Here is a 20,999-nt window from a genome sequence, read left to right as displayed (position 1 = left end):
GCAAAGCAGATACTCGATAGGGTCGATACAGCAAACCGTGTCAGGGGTTTGCCATGGAGAATACGACGCCAAGTGCCGGGCCAAGGCGCCGGACATCCGTTTGTCGTTATGTCAAAACAAATAGTGCCAACTCTATGCACTTCGAATGCCCTTTTAATGCGACTAGGTCTACGACGACGTCGTTGAAGCATACACCTACTACACTCCGACGCCGGACTTCTCGCTACCGGGCAGAGTAGGGAATTGCGCGATAGCGATATTGTTCGTGCCGCAAACTCACGCGGAGCAAAAAACGAATTCACAGTATCGGCTATTTCCAGGCTTTCTCTGCAACTTGAAGGAAAGGCTGGTAGCAGCCCTAAGCTGAAATTGAGTTCCAGTACCCTTGGCGCGATGCAATCTTCCGGAACAACCGAAAAGTCCCTGCCGGATTTGTCATATGCGGGTGCTTGCTATGATCGGTCGCAATGCTTGCCCGATACTATTCTGCATTATGAAGCTTCCACATGTTAGAGCATACCTTCCGACTTCCAGTCGGACCCGCCTCATCCCGAGTAAGATCATGCAGAACAACACCGGGAAGCACTGCGTTTTCTGTCGCTGCTATCACATCTTTTGGTTGGCGAAGTATTGCTATCTGGTGAGTGACATTGGCCGACAGAATGAGGTCGGTATCTTGCGCAGAGTGCCTCCCCTCGGTCACGTGTATATGTTTGCGCTAGCACTGCTGGGGCCGTAGGTTCTGGCGGCTCAGCTAGCGGAATAACAAGATCGGATCCGCTGGCTACAACAATGACTAGTCTGAGAATTGGCGCCTTTTTGCAGCGCGGATTTCACGCGATTGTCGTTCCTGACCTACGCGGAAGGAGGTCTCGACAAAATCCATGTGCTGCCGGGCTGCGGCTTCGGCCCGGGTAGGGTCGCCGTCGATGATGGCTTGCGCAATCTCTTTGTGCTGTTCCAATAGCGCCTCGCCCGATCCGTCCATCGTGCGCAGAAACCTGCGATTATAAAACACCCCCTGACGGGTAAGGTCATAGATCGAGGCCATCATATGAATTAGGGTCGTATTCTGGCTGGCATCGACGACCGCTGCATGCAGTCGAAAGTCAGCATCTTCGCTGGCGTCATTGTCATCTTCTTCCCAGGCCTTTTGCAAATCGTTGATGATTTCCGCGATACGTTCTTTGTCGGACTGAGTGGCACGCTGCGCAGCCAGGCGGCTGGCAAAGACTTCCTGCTCGCGGCGATATTCAAGATAATCGTAAAATGCATCGCCATGGCGGGCATAAAGCGACAACAGGGCAGGGGACATGGCCCGTCCGGTTAGCGGGGCGATAAAAGTACCTTCGCCATGACGCACGGTGACCAAGCCGCGGTTTTCCAGCGTTTGAAGTGCTTCGCGCAATTTGGGACGCGAAACTCCCATGGCTTCGGCGAGGTCTCGTTCTGAGGGAATTTTTCGGCCCTCTTTCAGGATACCGTCGACGATCATCGTCTCGATTTGCTCGACGACGGCATCGGCGATTGATTCGTGACCCACGGGATCAAATAGGCTGTTGGCGCTCATGGTTCTTGTCCGGTGCTGAATACGTGGGGCACATAGGTTGTTCTTAAAATTTACCACTGATCTATTGTATTGCAAGCGAAACTACCCAAAAATACGGATAAAAGTTTTTTGAGTAACTATTTGTTTTTAAATAAATATATCGAGATCCAAGAGAATTGAGGAAAAAATTGCAAAATCTGATGTTCGCTCACAGTCAATTGTTTTGGGATCAAGTGGTAAATTAAATTGTTGACTGGTAGATGTGGTAAAGAATATTTACCAGGTGTGCCGCTGACGCGGTGAGACTGGCAGCCGGACTATTGGCTGACCCGCACCTTGGAGGAGAAATCATGAAAACCACCCTGACCTCGATTGCCGTCGCTGCCTCACTGCTGGCAGCGCCGGTTGCTCATGCGGCAGATAAGATGTTGCTCAAGACCCCAATCGCGTTCTCAACCGCGCTGCCGGGTCTGGGATCGCCAATTCCGCGCGTGGCCGAACAACTGGACTTGATGTCCGGCGGCACGCTGAAAATGAAGGTTTATGAGCCGGGCAAACTGGTTCCGCCATTCGAAATACTGGACGCTGTGTCCTCGGGCAAGATCAACTCGGGCTACACCACGGCTGGATACTGGGCCGGCAAAATTCCCGCTGCTCCGCTGTTTTCCGCTGTCCCGTTTGGCCCCGAGGCGGGCGAATACATGGCCTGGCTGTATTATGGCAACGGCATGAGCCTGTATCAGGAGATGTATGACCAGGCGGGCTTCAACGTGCACGTCATTCCATGCGCCATTATCGCCCCCGAAACATCGGGTTGGTTCGCGACAGAAATCAATAGCCCCGAAGATCTGAATGGCCTGAAGATGCGCTTCTTTGGTCTGGGTGGTGAAGTCATGCAGAAGTTGGGCGTTGCCACGTCACTGCTGCCGGGCGGCGAAATCTTCCCTGCGCTGGAAAAAGGCGCCATCGACGCGACTGAGTTTTCGATGCCAGCCATCGACGCGCGTCTGGGGTTCCACAAGCTGGTCAAGTACAACTATTTCCCCGGCTGGCACCAACAGGCCACCGTGTTTGAGCTGATGATCAACAAGGACGTTTGGAACGAAGCCAGCGACCAGCACAAGTCGATCATCGAAAATGCCTGCAAGGCATCGATGGCCGATAGTTTTGCAGAAGGTGAGGCAATCCAGCATGCGGCCTTGCTCGACAACGTTGAAAACAACGGCGTTCAGATCAAGCAATGGAATGACGAGATGCTCGAGACGTTCCGCGCAACCTGGGAAGAGGTTGCAGCCGAGCAGGCCGCCAACGACGCATTTTTTGCCAAGGTTCTGGCCGACATGAACGAATTCCGCGATGGCTATGCCGTCTGGAAAGAGAACGCGTTCCTCCCCCGCAAGTGATCAACCACTTGCGACTGTCCGGAGGCGGCACGATCCGCCGCCTCCGGATCTCCTGATTTTCTTCACTTTTAGTACATACCGGGCGCATTCACGTCCCCACCGCCTAATTCTCGAGGAGGAGACCATGGCCGAGATACACCGTCATCAGGACGACCCGATTGAAGTCTATGAAAGCATCCTTGAGCACGGCGAGCCTGATCGTCAGGCATTGGCCGTCGCCATCGACAAAGGCGTCAAGGGTATCAGCCATGTTGTCATGTGGGCCAACCTGCTTCTGGTCGCTGCCATCGTTTCACAGGTGGCTATGCGTTATCTGTTCAATCAAAACTATCCCAAGCTGGATGAAATTCAGTGGCATTTCTATGGGTTGGTAACGATGATCGGTATTTCGTATGCGCTGGTCACCGACAGCCATGTTCGCGTCGATCTGCTGCACATGCAGCTCAGTCTGCGGGCCCGTCGGATTATTGAAATAATCGGTATCTTTGCCCTTCTGGTCCCGTTCATCTACCTGATGGTCGATCAGGGCTATGATTACTTCTACGAAAGCTGGCGCGTGAATGAATCCTCGGACAGCCCTACCGGTTTGCCTGCCCGCTGGGCCTTGAAGGCGGTGATCCCGATCAGTTTTGTCCTGCTTGCTTTGGCTGCAGGCGCACGTTTGATCCACGACATTCACGCGCTGATCGCCAATCTCGAGGAAGAACGTCGGGGCAAGGGCCTGCGCCTGATATTCTGGGCGCTAATGGGATTTGCCGTTGTGGCCACCGCGCTGACGTTCCTTGTCGAGACGACCGAAGAAAAGCTCGTCATCGCAATGTTCCTGACCTTCATCGCGCTTTTGTTCACCGGCTTCCCGGTGGCATGGACGCTGGCCGGGGTAGGGGTCGCCTATTGCGGTCTGGCCTATCTGTTCGACAACGGCATGATGAACTGGACGGGTCTAGAGGAAACGCTGACCGGTCTCGATTACCTGACACTGGGTGCGGTGGTGAACCGAGTCTATGCCACCATGTCCAATGCGGTGCTTGTGGCGCTTCCGATGTTTATCTTCATGGGCCTGATGCTGGACGAATCCGGCGTGGCCGAGCGGTTGATGTCGTCGATGCAGCGCCTGTTTGGCACAGTTCGGGGTGGGCTGGCGATCACGGTCACAATGATTGGGATTATCCTGGCTGCTTCAACGGGTATAATCGGCGCCTCCGTCGTTCTGCTGGGCGTGTTGTCGCTGCCCTCGATGATGGAGCAGAAATACAGCCCTTCTCTGGCGGCAGGCGTAGTCTCGGCAAGTGGCACGCTGGGCATCCTGATTCCACCATCGATCATGTTGGTCATCATGGCCGACCAGATGGCCTTGTCCGTGGGTGATCTGTTCATGGCCGCAGTATTCCCCGGGGTGATCATTGGCGCACTGTATCTGACCTATATCTTCGTGGTTGCCCTGATCAAACGCGATGTAGCTCCGGTGCCTGAAGGCGCGACCCGTCCCGATTGGGCAGCTGTCAAAGATGTGTTGATTGCTGTCCTGCCTACTCTGGCACTGATCCTGGCGGTTTTGGGATCGATCTTTGCAGGCCTCACGACACCAACCGAAGCCTCGGGCGTCGGCGCATTGGGCGCGACCCTACTGGCGCTGGGGTATCGCAAGCTGACACTGGCCAAGCTGGTGAATGTTTTGAAAGCCACGTTCAATACGACCGCCTATATTTTCGCGATCTTCCTTGGCGCGACCGTATTTTCCTATGTCCTGCGTGAGCTGGGCGGAGATGCGCTGATCGAAGAGATGATCCAGGGCACGGGTTTTGGCCCCAACGGCACCGTTTTCATGATCCTGTTCATCGTCTTCCTGCTGGGCTTCGTTCTGGACTGGATCGAGATCACGCTAATCGTGCTGCCTCTGATGCGTCCGATCGTCAACGGGCTGGGTCTGGACATCGATGGATTCGGCGTCATCGATGAGCCGGCACTGGTGTGGTTCGTGATACTCGTCGCGGTGACACTGCAAACCTCGTTCCTTACGCCGCCCGTGGGCTTTGCGCTGTTCTACCTGAAAGGTGTATGCCCTCCCGAAATCAAGCTGACCGATATCTACAAGGGCATCATTCCGTTCGTGATCCTGCAGCTTACTGGCTTGTTCTTTGTCTTCCTATGGCCTCAATTGGCGACGTGGCTTCCTTCGGTCGCGTATTAAGGAGGGCCTCGGGATGACCGACATCGACCTGATCAAGCAGTTACAGGCCATTTGCGGGCGACGGCATGTGTTGACTTCTGCCCGCAGCACCCGCCGCTTCCGCCGGGGTTTCCGATCCGGTGAGGGGGATGCATTGGCAGTCGTCCAGCCTGGGACATTGCTTGAGCAGTGGCAGGTGCTTGAGGCCTGCGTTGACGCCGACAAGATCGTTATCATGCAGGCCGCCAATACCGGCCTGACCGAAGGATCCACGCCTAAAGGGCAGTACGATCGGGATGTGGTGCTGATCAACACGCGTCGCATGGATCAGCTGCACCTGATCAACGATGGCCATCAAGTGATCAGCTTTCCGGGCAGCACCCTGTTTGCGCTGGAAAAACTTTTGGCCCCGATTGGCCGACAACCCCATTCGGTGATAGGGTCGTCCTGCATCGGAGCATCGGTGGTTGGCGGTGTCTGCAACAACTCGGGCGGTTCTCTGGTCGAGCGTGGGCCCTCCTACACCGAACTGTCTCTGTATGCCCGCATCACAAAGGATGGTGTTTTGGAACTTGTCAATCATCTGGGCGTTCGCCTGGGTGACACACCGGAAGAGATCCTGACCCGGTTGCAAACAGGCGAATTCAGCGCCGAAGACATTGAGACCGATAATCGAAAAGCCTCGGATACTGATTACGCCCGTCGTGTACGCAACGTGGACGCCGACACCCCGGCTCGTTTCAACGCCGACAAGTCGCGGTTGTACGAAGCAGCGGGTTGCGCGGGTAAACTGGCTGTTTTTGCAGTGCGGCTGGACACGTATGCCAAGAACGAAACCGAGCGTACATTCTTTATCGGAGCACAAGACACCGCAGCACTGACCGAACTGCGTCGGCGTATCCTTTCAGATTTCAAAACGCTGCCAGTTAGCGCCGAATACATGCATCAGGAAGTTTTTGATATCTCGGATCGATATGGCAAAGACACGATGGTCATGATCGACAAGCTGGGAACCGACCGTTTGCCGACTTTTTTTGCCATCAAGGGCGCGGTGGATTCACGGCTCGAAGGTGTTCCGGTCCTTGCCAATTTCACCGACCGGTTCATGCAGTTTGCAATGCGCTTTTGGCCGGACATCCTGCCGCGCCGGATGCGGGCTTATCGGGATCGGTTCCCACATCACCTGATCCTCAAGATGCGCGATGACGGTATTGAAGAAGCCCGGAATCTGCTCGACGGTATGACCGCGGATAGCAAGCTGGATTTCTTCGAGTGCGACACACGTGAGGCCAAGATCGCTGGGCTGCACCGCTTCGCTGCAGCAGGGGCCGCCATTCGTTACATGAAAGTGCATGCGCACGAAGTGGAAGACATCATCGCGCTCGATATCGCGCTACGGCGCAACGATACAGATTGGTTCGAGGATTTACCGACGGAAATCGCCGACCAATTGGTGAGCAAGCTATATTACGGCCATTTCATGTGCCATGTGCTGCATCAGGACTACATCGTCAAGAAAGGCGCCGACCCCAAAGCGCTCAAATCCGCGATGTTGGACATATTGGATAAACGCGGCGCTGAATACCCGGCTGAGCACAATGTCGGGCATCTTTATGCGGCCAAACCTGCACTTTCTGCGTTCTACAAATCGGTCGACCCAACAAACAGCATGAATCCAGGAATCGGCAAAATGTCTCGCAACAGGAACTACTTGTAAAAACTTTCTCTGTCGAAGGCGCTGTCGCCGACTGGAATGCAAGAGGACTGAACGGGATCAAACGAAAAACAATCGAAACACGATGTATGCTTCACCGTAAATCCGCCGCATAACCAATCCAACCAGTGGAGCCAATTCCCTCTTAGATCAGACTGCTCTCTGGCCCGAAATCCCCGACAACGGACAATTGCTCAGGGCTAAATCCGGACTTTGATATCTTCAGAGCGTTTGTCCGAGTGGACTGGGGCCGATGTGCATCGCGTTGTCAAAGAACTCCTGACGTTTTCATCTCCGTTTCAGCATCGCAAGCGCTGTGCCGGGGCAAAACTCATCATTGGCAACAAGCTGGCGGAATCAGGCGAAACCTGCTGCGATATCGCTCGGGCCCACCGGCAATTTGAGCAGGCATGATCTGGCAACGCCTTCGGCGAAATTCCTGCTGCCGAAGGCGTTTCCAAACGCCGTATACTGCATCTGATTGAGCTGGCGTCACCAAGGCCCCAACTTTTTTTGATCACCAAACAGGCCAGCAAAAAGAAAAAGCTCAATCGGGCACTCTGTGGCGTCGGAGAGGGTACGCAGCTTCGTGGTCACACTGCCAATCGTCCGGGTGATCAGTTTGCCACTTGCCCTTTCTTCAACCGCACGCAGAAGAATGTGCTGTGCTCCTTGAAGTAGGTTGTTTAAATCATGATCGTCCAGTTGTCTGTGTCCCCAGCAGCTAAACAGTCAACGATTTTAACAAATACGCTCATATTGCTTCGCCGCTTCCATCGGTTGTAAATCGTCTTTGACAGTCTATATCCACGAGTCGCATCCGACCACTGAGCCTCCCCAACTGAACTGACCCATCCCTATGTTTGGGGTTGGCGGCGTGCCAATTCTTCCACCCGAGGCATTTTGGCGGCGACGCGTTGGGATGTTCCCAGGTCATTCTTAAGTCACGATTTGAGACCGCCGTGAGATCTTGCTTCGTCAGCTTTAAATGACCGCTTATGCGGACCTGGGGGAGGATATTAGCAGGTGCCGCGAAATCACGCTTTCCGCTCGCCACGCTGAGAATCGGCTGGTTTTCCGTCTGCACGAGAGCCTCAGACGTGTGCGAATTTTTGAACGGCAACTTCGACGCTGAAAGCGTGCTCAAATTGCCTGTGTCTTGGATTTTGAAACGGAAATTCTATTCTTGCCCGGACAAGTTTCCAAGTCTCATAGGGCAGGTTCCAGATTTCGCCGGATATCAAGAATGAAAATCATGGCTGGGGTGGTAGGATTCGAACCTACGATACACGGTACCAAAAACCGCTGCCTTACCACTTGGCTACACCCCAACGGTGAGCGGCTATCTACGACTGTTGCTTTCCGGGTTCAAGAGCTTTTTGGACAAAAATATTTCGTAACTCGCAATTTATTTCAGGTGCGTTCTATTGGATTCTTTCACGCTAACGAATTTGAGGAATCCGTTGCAAGCAGGCTGACTTTCAATGGCTATTTGCTCCTACAGTTCTGGCCTAAAATGCTGTTGGGATCGACACATGAATCAATGGTAAGCGGGAGGGTGCACAGTCTGGAGTGAACCAAAAGGCCAAGAAACACAGCACACCTAGAAACCTGAACTTGTTTCAAGCCGAAAATTACCATCTGTAACGCGTCAAAGACAGGACCCGTGTGAATGATGTCGCCTGATGTAACCGCCGAAGGTTGTTGACGCGGGATATGGGCTTGGAGCTGTTTGTCGCAGTAAGGACTCGAATTGCTTCTAAGCGGCGGCTGCTATTCGCGAATCTCGGACAGGTTGACGCCCCACAGGTTGGTTTTCAGGGTCCACCCTCGATACCCGCCAGCTGAGATTTGGCACCAATCATTCGTGCAACTGCCCAGTCGCGCGACCACGCCGGTTTCGAAATGTGCGTTTACCTGTGAGTTTGGGTCAGGCATTGCAAAGATCGGCAACAAGTCGGGCTCGATCAGTACTGTGCGAACACCAGACAGAAGTGCGTAGTGTACCCAACCGCCTGCGCCGTCACGATCCTGAACCCTGCGCCAGTTGCCGTATTCGGCGGTGACCTGCAATGGCATGCCGCGCCGTTTGAACACCCAATCGATTCGATGAGTCAGCGACGGCCCGCGGCGGACGTTACCCTCGGCGGCTTTCATTGACACATAGCGTGGCAAGGGCAAGTTGGTGACCGGCCCGCGATTGTCCTGCGCGTTTGCCGACAAAGCACCGAACGCGACCAGAAACGCGAAAATCAGCGCCAAACCGCGGCGTTTCACCGAAAAAATAGCACTCACTGCCTGCCTGCTCTTATGCCTGTTTATCGTGTTTCGAAAAAAGGTTGCGTCAATGCACATGGGGTTCTTGTGCCCCGCCTGTTCCTGAGCCACGATGCCATGGCGCGCGACTGTTTGCAAAGCAGTAGGAGGGCTGAGGTGCCAAGAGAACGTCTGAGTGTTGTCGTTACGCGACGGTTGCCCGAGGCCGTGGAAACAAGATTGAGCGAGCTTTTCGATGTGCGTCTGCGCGACGACGATACGCCAATGTCTCGCGAAGAACTTGTTGCTGCGGTGAAAAATGCGGACGTGTTGGTGCCAACCATCACCGACATGATTGACGGCGGGATTCTGGGGCAGGCCGGAGAAAACCTGCGGCTGATCGCCAACTACGGGGCAGGGGTCGACAATATCGACGTTGCTACTGCCCGGCAGCGTGGAATCCTGGTCTCGAACACGCCGGGCGTGCTGACGGATGACACGGCAGATATGACCATGGCACTGATCCTGTCGGTCACACGCCGTATCCCCGAAGGCCTGGGCCTTATGCAAAAGGGTGACTGGTCTGGCTGGGCTCCTACAGCGCTGTTGGGAGGACGGGTAGGTGGTCGCCGATTGGGGATTCTAGGTATGGGCCGGATCGGGCAGGCCGTTGCTCGACGCGCCAGCGCGTTTGGAATGCAGATTCATTACCACAATCGCCGCAGGCTGCGGCCCGAGATAGAACAGGAACTGGAAGCAACCTACTGGGAAAGCCTGGACCAGATGGTTGCGCGCATGGATGTCATATCGGTTAATTGCCCGTCGACCCCTTCGACATTTCACTTGATGAATGCGCGAAGATTGAAGTTGATGAAGCCTTCGGCAGTGATCGTAAATACTTCGCGTGGCGAAGTTATCGACGAGAACGCGTTGACGAGAATGATTCGCACAGGCGAGATCGCGGGTGCGGGTCTGGATGTATATGAACACGGGACCGATGTGAATCCGCGCCTGCGGCAAATGCCTAACGTGGTGCTGCTTCCTCATATGGGGTCGGCCACGCTCGAAGGCCGGATTGAGATGGGTGAGAAAGTCATTATCAACATCAAGACATTTGAAGATGGTCACCGCCCGCCGGATCAGGTCGTACCCGCCATGCTGTAGTAAACCCTGACTGTCGGCCAAGCGTCGTCTGCTGTGCTGGGTGAGTGTGTTGTAAGGCTAGTGGGAACGCTGGGCTGGTCAAAGTTGCGTTTATTTTGAATGGGAGTAAGCACATGCGTGCCAATTGGATTTCATTTACTTTACTGGCAACCACGATTTTCACCGCGCCTGCATTGGCGCAGGAAGCTGCCGATTCCGTATCGCCAGAAGTTGCGACAGAGGGGCAAATTCAGGGCCTGACGGAACAAGTAATCGCCGCGCTCGAAGCCAAGGCTGCCGGTGTGCCAGTTGAAGCCGAGAACTGGATGGTGGCTGCGGCAAACCCGTTGGCAGCCGAGGCCGGAGCCCGCGTTCTGAGCGCCGGCGGTACGGCGGCAGATGCAATGGTAGCCGTTCAGGTTGTTCTGGGTCTGGTCGAGCCGCAGTCCTCCGGCCTTGGTGGGGGTGCCTTCCTGGTCTGGTATGATGCCGCCAGCGGCACTTTGACCACTCTGGACGGGCGCGAAACCGCACCGCTTGCTGCAACTCCTACGTTGTTTCAGGATGAAAACGGAGAGCCCTTGAAATTCTTCGATGCCGTAGTGGGTGGTCTGTCCGTTGGGACGCCCGGTACGCCTGCATTGCTGGAAGAGGCGCATCGGCGCTGGGGTCGTAGCCCGTGGCCGACATTGTTCGAGGACGGTATCAGGTTGGCGGACGAGGGGTTTCTTGTTTCGCCGCGTCTGGCTGGGCTGGTTGAGAATGACGCTGATCGTTTGTCGCGCTTTCCGGCAACCGCCGCGTATTTCCTGCCCGAAGGTCAACCCTTGGCCCAGGGTCAGCGTCTGACGAATCCAGCCTACGCAACGACACTTCGGGTTTTGGCTGCCGAGGGTGCCGCCGGATTCTATGGCGGTGATGTTGCTGCCGGAATCGTCAACACGGTTCGCACAGCGCCAGGTAATCCGGGGGTGCTGTCGGGGACGGATCTAGCCCTTTATCAGGTGATCGAGCGTGAGCCGGTCTGCGCCCCCTATCGCGTTTACGAGGTTTGCGGAATGGGACCGCCCTCTTCGGGGGCTCTGACGGTCGGGCAGATTCTGGGCATGTTGCAGGGCTATGATCTTGCTTCGATGGGCGCGGAAAATGCAGAAGCGTGGCGGCTGATCGGTGATGCCTCGCGGCTGGCGTTCGCGGACCGTGGCCGATACATGGCCGACAGTGATTACGTTCCCGTGCCCACCAAGGGTCTTGTTGATCCTGAATACTTGTCTCAGCGTGGGGCCTTGCTTTCAGAAAGTAACGCTCTGTCCGACGTTTCGCCTGGAAACCCCGAATTCGATCACGCCTCGAACTGGGCGGACGATGTGTCGCTTGAGCTACCGTCGACTTCTCACATCTCAATCGTGGATGCCTATGGCAACGTATTGTCAATGACGACGACGATCGAAAACGGCTTTGGCTCGCGCCTGATGACCAACGGGTTTCTGCTGAATAACGAGCTGACGGATTTCTCGTTCAGCACGCATACCGGTGGTGTGCCAATCGCGAACAGACTTGAACCGGGCAAGCGCCCTCGTTCTTCTATGAGCCCGACAATTGTATTGCAGGACGGAGTACCGGTGCTGGCAATTGGCTCGCCCGGAGGTAGCCGCATTATCGGATATGTGGCCAAGTCGATTATCGCTTGGGCAGATTGGGATATGAACATCCAGCAAGCCCTGATGCTGCCGCACCTGGTCAACCGATTTGGTACTTATGATTTGGAAATTGATACAGCCGCAGAAGGGCATGGGGACACGCTGATCGCCATGGGGTTTGAGGTTAATCCGCGCGACCTGACTTCGGGCCTGCATGCCATCGAAATCGGAGAGGTTCTGAAAGGCGGTGCCGATCCGCGGCGCGAGGGGATCGCACTTGGCGACTAAAACCTCAGCGATTGTGGGTATTGCCCCAACCCGGAGGGGCACTTAGTCATGGACCTAAGGACCCGTTTCTGGGTCAGGCCGCAGGAGAAAAGCTATGGTGCAGGCTACGACTTTGCCAAGGAACGATGATGGGATTGAAACTGCCATCAGCATCCTGAAGCAACGGTTCGGCGATCGGTTGCAAACCGGTGCCGCGATACGCGAGCAGCACGGCCACACCACGACATGGATCGAGAACCAGAGTCCTGATGCGGTGGTCTTTCCCCAATCGACCGAAGAGGTGTCAGAGATTGTCAGGACATGCGCCGCCCACAAGGTGCCTGTCATTCCTTTTGGCACCGGGACTTCCCTTGAGGGTCACGTGAACGCACCCGCAGGCGGCATCTCGGTCGATCTCAGCCAGATGAACAAGGTATTGGCCGTCAATGCGGGTGATCTGGATTGCGTCGTGCAACCCGGTGTGACCCGCGAGGACCTGAACACCAATCTGCGCGATCAGGGCTTGTTTTTCCCTATCGATCCCGGAGCCAATGCCTCGCTCGGTGGAATGGCGGCAACGCGTGCCTCTGGCACCAACGCGGTGCGCTATGGAACCATGAAGGACAACGTCGTGAGTCTTGAGGCCGTCATGCCAGACGGTCAGATAATTCGAACTGGACATCGCGCGAAAAAGTCATCTGCCGGGTACGACCTGACCCGCTTGCTTGTCGGCGCAGAGGGCACACTTGGTATAATCACCGAACTCACGCTGCGCCTGCAAGGTATCCCCGAGGCCATCTCTTCGGCTCGCTGTTCCTTCCCGACGGTCGACGCCGCCTGTCAGGCTGTGATGATGACGATCCAATACGGTATCCCAGTGGCGCGGATCGAGCTGCTGGACGAAATGTCGGTGCGGGCTGCCAATGCATATTCCGGGTTGGAGCTGCCGGAGTCACCACTGCTTTTACTGGAGTTCCACGGATCACAGAACGGTGCAGCCGAACAAGCCGAAACATTTGGGCAAATCGCCGAGGAATTTGGTGGAACCGATTTCGCGGCGACTTCGACCACCGAAGAGCGTAGCAAGCTGTGGCAGGCCCGGCATGATATGTATTGGGCCTGTCTGCAATTGCGCCCCGGTGCGCAAGGAATGTCGACGGATGTTTGCGTTCCGATCTCGCGCCTTGCCGAATGCGTAACCGAGACCCAGGAAAAAGCGGCGGACCTCGGATTGCTTGCGCCTATGGTGGGGCATGTGGGTGACGGAAACTTTCACACGCTGTTGCTGATCGACATGGAAAATGCGGACGAAGTTTCAAAAGCCGAAGGCTTCGTCGGCTGGCTGAACGATCTCGCCATCTCGATGGAGGGGACGTGCACCGGTGAGCATGGCATCGGACAGGGCAAGCGTCCCTATCTGGTCAAAGAGCTTGGCGCGGCGACAACCTATATGTCTGCGATAAAAGCGGCATTAGATCCTGATAACATCATGAATCCGGGTAAGATTTTGTCCTGACACTATCCAGAAATTCTGCCGTTTGAGGCCATAACGGCGCCTTAATTCCATGTGATTAAATCCATCAGAGCAGTATATTGATTCCGAGGTTTTCAATGGATTTGTTGCGTTTCTTTGGATTCGCGTTGGTCGCAATAATAGTTGTTAGCGGCCTGGACTATTACCAGCAGGATAAGAAACACGAAGGTACGCTTTCTGTGGACGGCTATATCGCGACGATTAACGATCGCTTCAACCTGTACCAAAAGGAACAGGCCGCCGAGGAGATCGAACAGGACAGGCAGAAACGATGGCGCGCCGGCGGTAAACCTTACCTTCCCGAATCTGGTGAAAAATGGGTGCGCCGCGCGATTGCAGATCATGATTTCACCGTTGACGCCCGTCTTGGTGAGGATCAGGCCAAGGCAAGCGATGCCGCGCGCCCATTGGCCATTGAAGTTGCCGTGCAAGAGGCGAAAACACGCGCCCGGAAGCTGGATCGCATCGGCTGGGTCTACGAAAACGGCGACAACGCGATCTGGCTGCAGATCTCATTGGTTAACCGGGCGAATACCAAAACTCTTGCGGGAAACATTGCGCAGTCGATCGCTTCGATGAATTTCTCTAACACCGATTATGTGCCTCTTGGGGTCATTGGCGGGGTCGCATATTTTCAGGCGATACAGGACGAATACTATGATGTGTCCAAGACGACGCGCCGGGATTGGGCAATGATCAAGAAGAAAGTGGCTGAGACCGGAGTGACAGTTAGCTTCAACACCTTTGTTGCAACGATTGGATTTGGTCAGGAAGTCCGCTTGCTGGTCCGATCAGATGCACCAGTTAACGAAGTTTACGAATTTCTCGGGCAGTTGAATTATGATGGCCTGAACGCTTTGCTCAGCCTGCCGGTGCCCGGTGTCGGAAACGATACGCAGGTGGATAAAGCAACCGAAGCCGAACTAGCCGTTGAAATGGCAAATCTGCGCAGTGAGTTCGTCAAGCTGAGGGGTGAATTGGCGAGCATGCGGATTCAGAATCTGGATAGTCTTTCACTGGTCGCGAATACACTTGCTGGACAGTATGGCCTGCCAAATGACGCCTTCGATCTGACCGCAAACAAAATATCCTCACCCAATGATCTGATGCAGATAGGGTACCGCAAAGGGTTGAATGATCTGATGACAGCAGAAACAGAACAAGCGAGTTCCGAAGGAAAAGGTCTATTGGGTCGTTTGATGGCAAATATCAAAGGCGACGGTCCCGCTGCCGAGGAACAGAACCAGGAAACCTCGGGCGGGTTGTTGGCAGGTCTTACGTCCATGTTTGAGGGTTCAGGCGCCGAACAGGATAAGTCCGCAGGGGTTACCGTACGAAAGGGTGGTAGCGGCAGCAACTCTTGCTCTCTTGTTGGAAGCAGCAAACGCTGCGCCGTTGGAAGCAACTGATCCAATTTGCAACCAAAACGACGGCCCGCAGCACCTGCGGGTCGTTTTTTTTATATCACTGGTCGGATGAATGTCGCGCCGGTCGACTCAAATGCGCCATATGGTGTCAACTGAATTCAAGGGGAGACGCCCGGTTATGAAAACCCAAGTCAAAGCACTGGTCGTTGGCGGTGGCGCCGTCGGCACCTCGATTGCCTATCATCTGGCCAAGGCGGGCTGGGACGATGTGATGTTGATCGAACGGGACGAGCTGACCTCTGGCTCGACCTGGCACGCAGCAGGTCTGCTGCCATTGTTCAACATGTCCTACGCGACAACCCACATCCACAAATACTCGGTCGACTTCTACAAGCAGCTCGAGGAAGAGACGGGCCTGAACGCGGGCTTCGCCGTGGTGGGCAACCTGCGTATGGCACAGACGCAAGAGCGTATGGACGAATACATGCTCTATGCGTCCACAGCCGAGACCTGTGACGTTGCCTATGAGTGGCTGACGCCTGAGCAGATCAAGGAACGTTGGCCGCTGATCGAGACCTCGGATCTGAAGGGCGCGATCTATCACACCGAAGACGGCTACATTAACCCCGCCGATGTGACCCAGGCGATGGCCAAGGGTGCGCGTCAGCGCGGCGTCGAAATCGTCCGCAAGATGCAGGCCGACGCCTTCCACTGGAACGGTACCCATTGGGAAGTCACCTGCACCAAGATGGTCGAAAAAGGCGGTAACCTGGTCGAGAGCGACGAAAAAGTGGTGATCACTGCCGAGCATGTCGTGACCGCATCGGGCAACCACGCACAGCGCACCGCCAAGATGCTGGGTATCAAAATGCCTGCCATTCCGGTCGAGCACACCTTCATCGTCATGGACAAGGATCCAGAGCTGGTCAAATGGCGCGAGGCGGGCAACCCCGAACACCCCGTTGTGCGCGACGCAGATAACGAATCCTATGCACGAGAAGAACGCGGCGGCTGGATTCTGGGGATTTACGAACACGGCGCACCCGCGCGGTTCGAACACGGCGTGCCGGACAGCTTCCGCGCCGACCTGTTCCCGCTGGATCTGGACCGAATCGCCGATCAGTACATGGCGATGGCCGAACGTGTGCCGTCCTGTGCCGAATCCGGCCTGAAAGACGATTTCAACGGCCCGATCTGCTACACCCCCGACGGCAACCCGCTGGTTGGTCCGGCTCCGGGTCTGCGCAACATGTGGCTAGCTGAAGGGTTCTCGTTCGGTATCACCGCAGCGGGCGGAACCGGATACTATCTGGCGCAGATGATGGTCGATGGCGAAGCCGAGATCGACATGGCCTCGCTGGACCCCAAACGTTACTCGTCCAACTGGATGACCACCGAATTCGCGGCGCGCAAGAACGAAGAGTGCTACGAGCACGTCTATATCCTGCACCACCCCGACGAAGAGCGTGCAGCCTGCCGCCCGCTGCGCACCGTTCCGGCTTACGATCGTCAGAAAGCTCGTGGCGCACAGTTTGGCTGGGTCAACGGTTGGGAACGCCCAAACTACTTCGGTCCGCTGGATGCACCCGAGAACTTCGACCATGACGCCCGCTCATTCCGTCGCGGTGGTTGGTGGCAATACGCTGTCGACGAAGCAAAAGCCATCCGCGAAGGCGTTGGCCTGATCGACGCGTCGGCCTTCACCAAGCATGTCGTCAAAGGCCCCGGTGCGACTCAGTTCCTGGATTGGTTCACCTGCAACAAGTTGCCCAAGGTCGGTCGTATCAACCTGACCTACGCGCTGACCTCGCACGGCACCACCCGCACCGAATACACCATAGTCCGCAATGGTGAGAACAACTACTATATCGTCTCTGCCGGTGCCTGGACCGAGTACGACGCCGACTTCCTTCGCAAGGCGGCCGAGGACAAGATGGAGGAGTTCGGCTACATCGAGATTCAGGACGTAACCACGCAGTGGGGCGTCTTCGCCATCGCCGGACCCAAGTCGCGTGACGTTTTGAAAGAGGTCATCAAGGACGCCGATCCGGAGACCGCACTGTCCAACAAGCGCTTCCCATGGCTGTCGGCCCGCCAGATCGAACTGGGCATGTGCCCCGTCAACGCGATCCGTGTGGCCTATACCGGTGAGTTGGGCTGGGAACTGCACCACCCGATCGAGATGCAGAACTACTTGTTCGACCTGCTTGAGAAGGCCGGTGAGAAGCATGGTATGAAGCTGGTCGGCGCCCGCGCCCAAAACTGGCTGCGTCAGGAGAAATCCTATCGTGCCTTCGGCAACGAACTGGGTCGCGATGCGAACCCGCTGGAAGCCGATCTGCCGCGCTTTGTCGATTTGAACAAAGAATTCCACGGCAAGGATAAGATGGTCGAAACCGGCGTGCGCGTGAAATGCTGCACCCTGCTGATCGACGGTCCCGAAGATGCCGATCCTTGGGGTCGCGAGGTGCTGTACACACCGGAAGGTGAGCGTGTGGGTCGTCTGACCTCGGGCGGTTACTCGGTGGCGTTCGAGAAATCCATCGGCATGGGGTATGTGAAACCTGATCTGGCCGTGGAAGGCACCAAGCTGAAGGTCAAGATACAGGATAAGTTGTGGGATGCGGTCGTCACCTGCGACAGCCCCTATGATCCGAAAAACGAGGTCATCCGCAAGGACGGCTGATTTGAAAAGGCCCCGGAGAGATCCGGGGCCTTTTTTCAGGATTGTTCGAAATCTATCTGGCTGACAGCGCCGTCTTTGTTGATGTCCAACGCTCGCAGCCACATGTCGGTTCCGCTCAGAAATTCCTCGCGGCTGACTTGGCCATCCTGATTGGTGTCGTTGAATTCACGCTTCAGCGTGTTTACCGCGATCATGGCCTTGCTTGGCACGCCTTCGGTTTGGGATGCCGCGGCCCGTGTGGCATCGAACTGGTCATATTCGACACTGTCGAGAATGCCATTTTCATCGCTGTCGAACATGTAAAAGAGGTCTTCGCGCTGTTCAGTTGCCTCGGACAAAGTAATGACCCCGTCGCTGTTCAGATCCCAGCTTTCAAGGAAGTGTTCCAGACCTTCATCCATATCGCTGGCGCTGAGTGCGACGCTTGCGGAAAAGGTTATGGCCAGTGCGGGCATAATAGGTTTCATTGCGGTCTTCTCCGTCTTTGATGGGGCGCTTCCAGTATTGAAACGTGCCAGCCCCGCCTGTCCGGCGGAGGCAGATTGACGCAGTTTACCCAGCGGTCAGTTCGTCAAAGCATTCCAACGCTTTGGCTGCGTACATCATGGACGGTCCACCGCCCATCTGGATGGCCATAGACAAAACATCCGATACTTCCTCCCGGGTTGCGCCAGCTTTGATCAAAGCCTCGGTGTGCAGCGAAATACAAGGTTCGCATCGAACAGCGATGGACATTCCCAAGGCGATGAATTCCTTGGTCTTGTAGTCCAGCGTACCGCCTTCCTTGACTGACTTTCCCAATGCCCCAAAGGCACGGGCGGTGTCAGGGATCGCGGTATTGAGATTGCGTAGCCCTTTACGCGTATCAGAAAGTTTTTCCTGCCAGGCCATGATGAGTTCCTCATTATACATACAGTAATTCGCATATGATGGAGGAGGCGTGGTGCAGGCCTTGATCTTGGTCAGGTGCTCGGATTTTTTGCAACAAAAGCCAGATTGTTGGCAGGCATTTCGATAGCTTCGGCCAGGTCCAGACCGCATTCCTGAAAAAGAGTAAGGATTTGCGTGTCATCCTTGTAGCCGATCTCGGGGTCTTCTGCGGTCAAAGCTTCATGAAAACGCCGGTCGCCTTCGCTGGTCAGACGGCCCGAGCGTTTGAACGGTCCATACAGCACGAGGCAACCGGATGGACACAGGGCCAGCGCTGCCTCGGCGACCAGCGTTTTGACCATGGGCCAGTTGATCAGATGTAAGAGATTAATGAGTACGATCAAATCCTGCCCGCCAAACGACTTGTGCCAATCTGGTAAGGTTGCATCCAGATGCGCGGCGTCAGCGACATTTGCCAGATCAATGTTGTAGGCGTCGATGCTGGCTCGACGTTCCTGCGCAATCTCTGTGGGTTGCCAAGTCAAACCCGGTAGGCGCTGGGCGAAAGCCATGACGTGTTGCCCTGTACCGCTCGCCAGTTCCAAGGCTCGGCCTTGCTCGGGTGCAATGCGCTCAATCAGGTTGCACAGAGCTTCGACATTTCGATTGGCGGCCGGGGCGACCAGCTTGTCGCCTTCGCTTTGGATCACGACGCTGGCTTTTGGTGGCGGTCGTCGGGTCATCTGCGCAACCTATCCGGCTTCAGGGCCGCAAGAAATTCGGGCCCTAGATTCGTGCCATGTCCAATCGTGAGATCTGCCACCAGTTGGGATGCGGCTGGGGCGGTCTGAAAGCCGTACCCACCCTGACCGGCGGACCAGATAAAGGATGAATCAGATGGGTCCGGGCCCAAGACCAATGTTCCATCCGGGGCGAAGCTGCGTAACCCGGCCCAGTTGGTTTCGACCCGCGTCACGGGTTCTGTGACCATCGCTTCATATCGCGCCAGTCCTTCTGCCAAAACCATGTCATCAGCATAAGCATCGTGGGGCGTAGTGGCGTCCACCTCGGAAGGGGACACTAACAGCTTTCCGGCGTCGGGCTTGGCATACCACCCTTCGCCAGCGCCAAGCATCATGGGCCAACCCGTCACGTCATGCCCGCCCGGTGCAGGGATGCGCGCCATGGATCGGCGATGGGGCAGAATCCCGATAGGTGTTATTCCTGCCATTTCTGCGATTTCGTCCACCCAGGCCCCCGCCGCGTTTACAAGATATCGGGCTTCGAACACTTGGGCCGCTTCGGCTGTCCAGTGCCCCAATTTTCGTATACTGGTTACTTTTTGGCGGGTCAGGACCGACCCCCCATTGGCGCGAATGGTGCGGGCAAAGTCCTGCAGCATGCGGTCGGTGTCTATGTCGAATGCAGCTTCGCTTACTGCAGTAAACCCGACCGTGTCCGGATTCAGGATGGGCACGCGAGATAGCGCATGCTCAACTGAAATGCCCTGCATATTCAGGCTGGTCAAATCTCTGTTGAACAACTCTGCCTGATCTTTGCCACCGAGCAGCATTAGCCCGCGGGGGGTCAGGTAGCCGCCATTTTCTGATTTCAGGAAATCCGCCCCGGCCTTGTTCAGGGCGACAACGGAAGGTGGGCCATAGCTTTCCTCGAATAACGCCGCCGACCGACCCGAGGCGTGATAGCCAAGGGCGTCTTCGGCCTCGAGCACAGTGACGGAACCGTGCGACGATAACCGCGCGCCAGCGCTGAGGCCCGCAATCCCGCCGCCCACAACAAGAAAATCGATCATTGATCTTTGGCCGCAGGGCAGGCTTCGGACGGGTGTGTATCAGTAAACATTTGTTTCTCTGGATTGTTTTGCGGAACCGTTCAGTTGGCTTGCAAACTATAAGCAGGCTTGAAATTGTGCATCAACCCATCCAAAGAAGGAACATACAGGAGACAGGAGGGCAGGGTGAACACTGCGGAGATACACCCGATGGCCACAGGACATGTTCCGTCCTATGTGGTTCAGGCCGATGGCAGCGATTTTCTTTTCACGTTTATGCTGGTTTTCACGGTCGTCGTGATCGTATTGATCGGCGTTGCATATTTCACCTTGCACTCGATCCCCGAAAAAATCGCACATGAGTCAAATCACCCTCAGTTCCAGCTTGTGGGAATTTTGGCGCTTCTCGCATTGTTTACCCATAATGGCCTATTCTGGGTGGCGGCTATTCTGGTGGCGGGCTTTCAGTTCCCCGATTTTGCCGCGCCGTTACGCGCTATCGCCGACGCCATCCGCTCGCTCGCGCCGCAAAGTACGTCAGCGCCACCCGTCGAAGAGTCGCCTGCTGACCCTAACCCACAAACAGCCGCGCCGCAGGAGCACTAGAA

15 protein-coding genes and 1 tRNA gene are annotated in these 20,999 nt (G+C 55.8%); 9 read left to right on the top strand and 7 right to left on the bottom strand.

The features are described from left to right. Window positions 1–796: 796 nt before the first annotated feature. Window positions 797–1,570: a FadR/GntR family transcriptional regulator gene (locus AC2TCY_RS16940; protein ID WP_480849118.1), complete on the bottom strand. Its 774-nt coding sequence runs from the start codon at window positions 1,568–1,570 to the stop codon at window positions 797–799. Between the two features lie 329 nt (window positions 1,571–1,899). Between AC2TCY_RS16940 and AC2TCY_RS16935 the strand changes: the two genes are divergently transcribed. The 3 genes from AC2TCY_RS16935 (at window position 1,900) to dld (ending at window position 6,839) form a co-directional block, all read left to right on the top strand. Then, window positions 1,900–2,952 carry a TRAP transporter substrate-binding protein gene (locus AC2TCY_RS16935; RefSeq protein WP_480849117.1) on the top strand — a complete coding sequence of 351 codons (1,053 nt, stop codon included), beginning with the start codon at window positions 1,900–1,902 and terminating at the stop codon, window positions 2,950–2,952. Between the two features lie 124 nt (window positions 2,953–3,076). Next, window positions 3,077–5,143 carry a TRAP transporter large permease subunit gene (locus tag AC2TCY_RS16930; protein ID WP_480849115.1) on the top strand — a complete coding sequence of 689 codons (2,067 nt, stop codon included), beginning with the start codon at window positions 3,077–3,079 and terminating at the stop codon, window positions 5,141–5,143. A gap of 13 nt (window positions 5,144–5,156) precedes the next feature. Further along, window positions 5,157–6,839 carry a D-lactate dehydrogenase gene (gene dld / locus AC2TCY_RS16925; protein WP_480849114.1) on the top strand — a complete coding sequence of 561 codons (1,683 nt, stop codon included), beginning with the start codon at window positions 5,157–5,159 and terminating at the stop codon, window positions 6,837–6,839. A 1,253-nt stretch (window positions 6,840–8,092) separates the two neighbouring features. Here the strand turns inward: dld and AC2TCY_RS16920 are convergent. Together AC2TCY_RS16920 and AC2TCY_RS16915 are read right to left on the bottom strand one after the other, a co-directional pair. Then, window positions 8,093–8,167 (bottom strand) — tRNA-Gln (locus tag AC2TCY_RS16920). Window positions 8,168–8,609: 442 nt separating this feature from the next. Next, window positions 8,610–9,131, bottom strand: coding sequence for an SH3 domain-containing protein (locus AC2TCY_RS16915; protein ID WP_480849112.1), 522 nt, complete (start codon window positions 9,129–9,131; stop codon window positions 8,610–8,612). 138 nt (window positions 9,132–9,269) lie between these two features. Between AC2TCY_RS16915 and AC2TCY_RS16910 the strand changes: the two genes are divergently transcribed. The 5 genes from AC2TCY_RS16910 (at window position 9,270) to AC2TCY_RS16890 (ending at window position 17,729) form a co-directional block, all read left to right on the top strand. Continuing rightward, window positions 9,270–10,256 carry a 2-hydroxyacid dehydrogenase gene (locus tag AC2TCY_RS16910; protein ID WP_480849110.1) on the top strand — a complete coding sequence of 329 codons (987 nt, stop codon included), beginning with the start codon at window positions 9,270–9,272 and terminating at the stop codon, window positions 10,254–10,256. A 113-nt stretch (window positions 10,257–10,369) separates the two neighbouring features. Continuing rightward, complete coding sequence (ggt, locus tag AC2TCY_RS16905; protein ID WP_480849109.1) at window positions 10,370–12,163, top strand: gamma-glutamyltransferase; 1,794 nt, start codon at window positions 10,370–10,372, stop codon at window positions 12,161–12,163. A 94-nt stretch (window positions 12,164–12,257) separates the two neighbouring features. Further along, on the top strand, window positions 12,258–13,658 hold the full coding sequence (locus AC2TCY_RS16900) for an FAD-binding oxidoreductase (RefSeq protein ID WP_480849108.1): 1,401 nt from the start codon (window positions 12,258–12,260) through the stop codon (window positions 13,656–13,658). Between the two features lie 95 nt (window positions 13,659–13,753). Continuing rightward, window positions 13,754–15,085 (top strand): hypothetical protein, encoded by a 1,332-nt coding sequence (locus tag AC2TCY_RS16895; RefSeq protein ID WP_480849106.1) that lies wholly within the window; start codon window positions 13,754–13,756, stop codon window positions 15,083–15,085. Between the two features lie 136 nt (window positions 15,086–15,221). Continuing rightward, a complete protein-coding gene (locus tag AC2TCY_RS16890; RefSeq protein ID WP_480849104.1) occupies window positions 15,222–17,729 on the top strand; it encodes a GcvT family protein in 2,508 nt (835 codons plus the stop codon). A 35-nt stretch (window positions 17,730–17,764) separates the two neighbouring features. Here the strand turns inward: AC2TCY_RS16890 and AC2TCY_RS16885 are convergent, their stop codons facing one another. From AC2TCY_RS16885 to AC2TCY_RS16870, 4 genes are all read right to left on the bottom strand, one after another. Continuing rightward, window positions 17,765–18,196, bottom strand: coding sequence for an EF-hand domain-containing protein (locus tag AC2TCY_RS16885; protein ID WP_480849102.1), 432 nt, complete (start codon window positions 18,194–18,196; stop codon window positions 17,765–17,767). 85 nt (window positions 18,197–18,281) lie between these two features. Further along, entirely contained in the window at window positions 18,282–18,620 is a 339-nt protein-coding gene (locus AC2TCY_RS16880; RefSeq protein ID WP_480849101.1) for a carboxymuconolactone decarboxylase family protein, read from the bottom strand. A gap of 71 nt (window positions 18,621–18,691) precedes the next feature. Next, window positions 18,692–19,342, bottom strand: coding sequence for a DUF938 domain-containing protein (locus AC2TCY_RS16875; RefSeq protein ID WP_480849099.1), 651 nt, complete (start codon window positions 19,340–19,342; stop codon window positions 18,692–18,694). Then, the gene (locus AC2TCY_RS16870; RefSeq protein ID WP_480849098.1) at window positions 19,339–20,412 is read right to left on the bottom strand and encodes an NAD(P)/FAD-dependent oxidoreductase; all 1,074 of its coding nucleotides are present in this window, start codon (window positions 20,410–20,412) and stop codon (window positions 19,339–19,341) included. Before AC2TCY_RS16870 ends, AC2TCY_RS16875 begins: the two co-directional genes overlap by 4 nt. A 189-nt stretch (window positions 20,413–20,601) precedes the next feature. Between AC2TCY_RS16870 and AC2TCY_RS16865 the strand changes: the two genes are divergently transcribed. Next, complete coding sequence (locus AC2TCY_RS16865) at window positions 20,602–20,997, top strand: hypothetical protein (RefSeq protein ID WP_480849320.1); 396 nt, start codon at window positions 20,602–20,604, stop codon at window positions 20,995–20,997. Window positions 20,998–20,999: the final 2 nt, after the last annotated feature.

The sequence above is a fragment of the Ruegeria sp. HKCCD7181 genome, from assembly GCF_057221055.1.
Note: the sequence above shows the minus strand (reverse complement) of the source record. Positions and strands in the feature narration are given on the sequence as shown.

Coding starts and splice junctions, on each gene's coding strand:
- AC2TCY_RS16940 (WP_480849118.1), bottom strand. CDS start 1,570: ATGAGCGCCAACAGCCTATTTGATCCCGTGGGTCACGAATCAATCGCC.
- AC2TCY_RS16935 (WP_480849117.1), top strand. CDS start 1,900: ATGAAAACCACCCTGACCTCGATTGCCGTCGCTGCCTCACTGCTGGCA.
- AC2TCY_RS16930 (WP_480849115.1), top strand. CDS start 3,077: ATGGCCGAGATACACCGTCATCAGGACGACCCGATTGAAGTCTATGAA.
- dld (WP_480849114.1), top strand. CDS start 5,157: ATGACCGACATCGACCTGATCAAGCAGTTACAGGCCATTTGCGGGCGA.
- ggt (WP_480849109.1), top strand. CDS start 10,370: ATGCGTGCCAATTGGATTTCATTTACTTTACTGGCAACCACGATTTTC.
- AC2TCY_RS16900 (WP_480849108.1), top strand. CDS start 12,258: ATGGTGCAGGCTACGACTTTGCCAAGGAACGATGATGGGATTGAAACT.
- AC2TCY_RS16895 (WP_480849106.1), top strand. CDS start 13,754: ATGGATTTGTTGCGTTTCTTTGGATTCGCGTTGGTCGCAATAATAGTT.
- AC2TCY_RS16890 (WP_480849104.1), top strand. CDS start 15,222: ATGAAAACCCAAGTCAAAGCACTGGTCGTTGGCGGTGGCGCCGTCGGC.
- AC2TCY_RS16885 (WP_480849102.1), bottom strand. CDS start 18,196: ATGAAACCTATTATGCCCGCACTGGCCATAACCTTTTCCGCAAGCGTC.
- AC2TCY_RS16880 (WP_480849101.1), bottom strand. CDS start 18,620: ATGGCCTGGCAGGAAAAACTTTCTGATACGCGTAAAGGGCTACGCAAT.
- AC2TCY_RS16875 (WP_480849099.1), bottom strand. CDS start 19,342: ATGACCCGACGACCGCCACCAAAAGCCAGCGTCGTGATCCAAAGCGAA.
- AC2TCY_RS16870 (WP_480849098.1), bottom strand. CDS start 20,412: ATGATCGATTTTCTTGTTGTGGGCGGCGGGATTGCGGGCCTCAGCGCT.
- AC2TCY_RS16865 (WP_480849320.1), top strand. CDS start 20,602: ATGGCCACAGGACATGTTCCGTCCTATGTGGTTCAGGCCGATGGCAGC.